This window comes from Oceanicola sp. S124 (assembly GCF_000220565.1).
GTDB lineage: Bacteria > Pseudomonadota > Alphaproteobacteria > Rhodobacterales > Rhodobacteraceae > Pseudooceanicola.
Genome location: NZ_AFPM01000019.1, coordinates 1 through 3,925, shown reverse-complemented (window position 1 = coordinate 3,925; position 3,925 = coordinate 1). Strand labels below are relative to the sequence as shown.

Annotated in this window: 2 protein-coding genes; both read right to left on the bottom strand. The window is 67.4% G+C overall.

The window, feature by feature from the left end:
• Positions 1-2,870 (bottom strand): efflux RND transporter permease subunit (locus tag OS124_RS0102225; protein WP_010137667.1); only part of this gene is annotated, 2,870 nt, incomplete at its 3' end.
• A 5-nt stretch (positions 2,871-2,875) separates the two neighbouring features.
• Positions 2,876-3,925, bottom strand: a 1,050-nt coding sequence (locus OS124_RS0102220; RefSeq protein ID WP_010137666.1) for an efflux RND transporter periplasmic adaptor subunit, incomplete at its 5' end; no start/stop codon positions are given.

The following is a 3,925-nucleotide window of genomic DNA, read 5'->3' as shown; positions in this document are numbered from 1 at the left end:
GTGGCCGCCACCAGTTCCTTGCCCTGTTCTTCCAGATCCTTGGCGAATTCGACGATCAGGATCGCGTTCTTCGCCGCCAGGCCGATGGTCGTCAGGATGCCCACCTTGAAGTAGACGTCGTTCGACCCGCCCGTGACCCAGGCCGCGACCAGCGCGCCCAGCACGCCGACCGGCACCGCCAGCATGACCGAGAAGGGGATCGACCAGCTTTCATAGAGCGCCGCCAGCGACAGGAAGACCACGACGATGGCCAGCGCGTAGAGGTAGGGCGCCTGGTTGCCCGACTGGCGCTCCTGATAGCTGAGGCCGGTCCAGGCAACGCCGTAGCCGCCCGGCACCTGGGCCGTCAGTTCCTCCATCGCGGTCATGGCCACGCCCGAGCTGACGGCATCGCCCGGCGAGCCCGAGATCGAGATCGCCGAGGTGCCGCCGTAGCGGGCCAGCGAGGGCGAGGCGGCGACCCATTCGGTCTCCATGAAGGCCGAGAAGGGCACCATCTCGCCGCCGGTGTTGACGGCGTACCACTTCTCGATGTCCTCGGGCTGCATGCGGTATTCCGCATCGGCCTGAACGATCACCGGGCGCAGGTTGCCCGCCATGTTGAAGTCGTTGACGGACGAGCCCGAGAAGATCGTCGAGAGCATCGAGTTCACCGAGGTCAGCGAGACGCCGAAGGCCTCGGCCTTCTGCTGGTCGATGTTGATGCGCAGCACCGCCTCGTCGTCAGTGCCCTGGACGCGCAGGTTCTGCACCCGGTCGTCGGTCGCGGCCAGCGCCTCGAGGCTGTCGGCGGCCTCGCGCAGGGCATCGACGCCGTTGCCGCCCTGGTCGACAAGGTACATCGAGAAGCCCGAGGTATTGCCAAGGCCCTGGATCGCCGGCGGCTGGATGAAGAAGATACGCCCGGCACGGTTGCTGGCAAAGCGTGCGTTGCCGGCCATGACGACCTCTCCGGCAGACAGTCCCGGCCCTTCGCGTTCCTTGAACTCCTTCAGCTTGATGAAAAGCATCGCGGTGTTCTGACCCGAGCCGCCGAAGCCGAAGCCGAGGGTGGCGAAGGTAGAATCCACCGCCTCGCCCTGCTCTTCGCGCAGCCAGGTGTCGATCTCGTCCACGACGGCCTTGGTCTGGGCGGTGGTCGAGCCTTCGGTCAGGTTGACGATGACCATCATCACGCCCTGGTCTTCGGAGGGCAGGAAGGAGGACGGCAGCTTCTGGTAGACCTGCCAGGCGCTGAAGAGGATCACCACGAGGGCGGCCACCACCAGCAGCGGCGCCTTCAGCAGCCGGCTGACGGTCGCGCCGTAGCCCGTGGTGATGCGGTCGAAGTTGCGGTTGAACCAGCGCGCCGGGGCGATGCCCTCGCCGTGTTTCGCCGGGCGCAGCATCTGCGCGCAGAGCGCCGGGGACAGGACCAGCGCCACCAGTGCCGACAGCACCATGGCGGTGATGATGGTGATCGAGAATTGCTGGTAGATCACCCCGGTCGAGCCGCCCATGAAGGCCATCGGCAGGAAGACCGCCGAGAGCACCAGCGCGATGCCGATCAGGGCGCCGGTGATCTGGCCCATCGACTTCTCGGTGGCGGCAAGCGGGCTGAGGCCCTCTTCCTCCATCACCCGCTCGACGTTCTCGACCACCACGATGGCGTCATCGACCAGCAGGCCGATCGCCAGCACCATGGCGAACATGGTCAGCGTGTTGATCGTGTAGCCGGCCACGGCGAGCACGGTGAAGGTGCCCAGCAGGACCACCGGCACCGCGATGATCGGGATCAGCGTCGCGCGCCATTTCTGCAGGAAGACCAGGATCACCAGCAGCACCAGCAGCACGGCTTCGATCAGCGTGTGATAGACCTTCTCGATCGAGGATTCGACGAAGGGCGAGGTATCGTAGGCATAGCGCACCTCGACGCCCTCGGGCAGCGCCGCGGCCATGCCGTCGAGCGTCGCACGCACCGCCGCGGCGGTATCCACCGCATTGGCGCCGGTCGCCAGGTTGACGCCGAAACCCGCCGCGTTGATGCCGTTGAAGAAGCTGTCGACACCGTAGCTTTCCTGCCCGATCTCGACCCGCGCCACGTCGCCCAGGTAGACGGCCGAGCCGTCCTCCTCGGTCTTCAGCAGGATCTGCTCGAATTCCTCGGCGGTGGTCAGCTGGCTCTGCGCGGTGATCGTGGCGGTGAACTGCTGGCCGGTGGTCACCGGCAGCTCGCCCAGAGAGCCGACCGACACCGTGGTGTTCTGCGCCGTCACGGCCGAGGTCACGTCGGAGGGCGTCAGCTGGTACTGCGCCAGCCGCAGCGGATCCAGCCAGATCCGCATCGCATAGCCCGAGCCGAAAGCGTTGATGCCGCCGACCCCCTCGGTCCGCTGCACCGGACCCGAGACAGTATTCTCGAGGATGTTGCCCAGCTCCAGCGTCGAATAGCGCCCGTCGGTCGAGACCAGCGCCCCGACCAGCAGGATCGAATCAGAGGACCGCGAGACGCTGACGCCTGAGCTTTGCACCCGGTCAGGCAGCTGGCTTTCGACCTGGCTGACCTTGGATTGCACCTCGTTCTGGGCATCGACCGGCTCGACGCTCTCGTCGAAGGTCAGCGTCACCGAGGACGACCCCTGCCGCGAGGTCGAGACCATGTAGAGCAGCCCGTCCAGCCCGGTCAGCGAATCCTCGATCACCGTGGTGACCGAGTTCTGCACCGCATCGGCGGTGGCGCCCGAGTAGCTGGCCGAGATCCGCACCGTGGTCGGCGCGATGTCCGGGTATTGCGACACCGGAAGCTGGGTGTAGGAAAAGGCGCCGGCAAGCATCGTGACGATGGCCAGAACCCAGGCGAAGACGGGGCGGTGAATGAAGAAGTTGACCATCCCGTTTACTCGGTCGCCGCCGCCGGGGTGTCCTGCACCACACCGTTCTCGTCGATGCTGACCGGAACCGTGGTCACCTCAGCCCCATCGGCAAGGTTGCGCAGGCCGTCGACGATCAGCTGTTCGCCGACCTCGACCCCATCGGTGACGATCCAGGCATTCTGCCAGCTGCCCGCCGCGGTGAGCACCACCTCGACGGCCTTGCCGTCACGGGCGACGAAGGCCGTCAGCGTGCCGTCCGAGCTGCGCGAGGTGGCGCGCTGCGGCACCAGGATGGCGCGGGTCGAGCCGAGGCTCATCGTCACCCGCAGGAACTGGCCCGGCAGGATCACCCGCTCGGCATTCTCGAACTCGATGCGGAAATCCACCGTGCCGGTGGTGGTCGACACCTCGGCGCGGGGGCTGACCAGCCGCCCCTGCCCCTCGTAGGCGTCGCCGGTTTCCAGCTGCAGGTCGATCTGCAGATCCTCCGAGCGCGTCAGCGAGCCCTCTTCCAGCCGCTTGCGGATGCGCAGCATCCGGGCAGAGCTTTCCTGCACGTCGACATAGATCGGGTCGATCCGGGTCACCGAGGTCAGCGCGTCGGACTGGTTCGCCGTCACCAGCGCCCCTTCCGAGACCTCGGCCAGATCGACGATCCCGTCGATCGGGCTGCGGATCTCGGTGCGCTCCAGGTTCAGCCGGGCCGAGCGCAGGCTGGCCTCGGCGGTCTTCACCGAGGCCTCGGCCTGGGCCAGCGAGGCGGTGGCGCTGTCGAGGTCCGACTGGGTGACGCCGACGCCGTTCAGCCGGGTATAGCGGTCGACCGTGGCCTGGGCGGCGGTGCGGGTCGCCTCGGCACTGGCCAGCTCGGCCTCGGCGGCGATCAGGGCGACCTCGTAGGTCTCGCTGTCGAGCCGGAACAGCAGGTCGCCGGCGGCGACCCGGCCACCGGCGGGAAAGAGGATCTCTTCCACGATGCCCTCGACACGGGGCCGGATCTCGGTCTGGTCATGGGCCACGGCGCGGCCCGGCAGGGTGACGCGATAGGGGGCGTCGGCCTCTTGCAGGGCTAT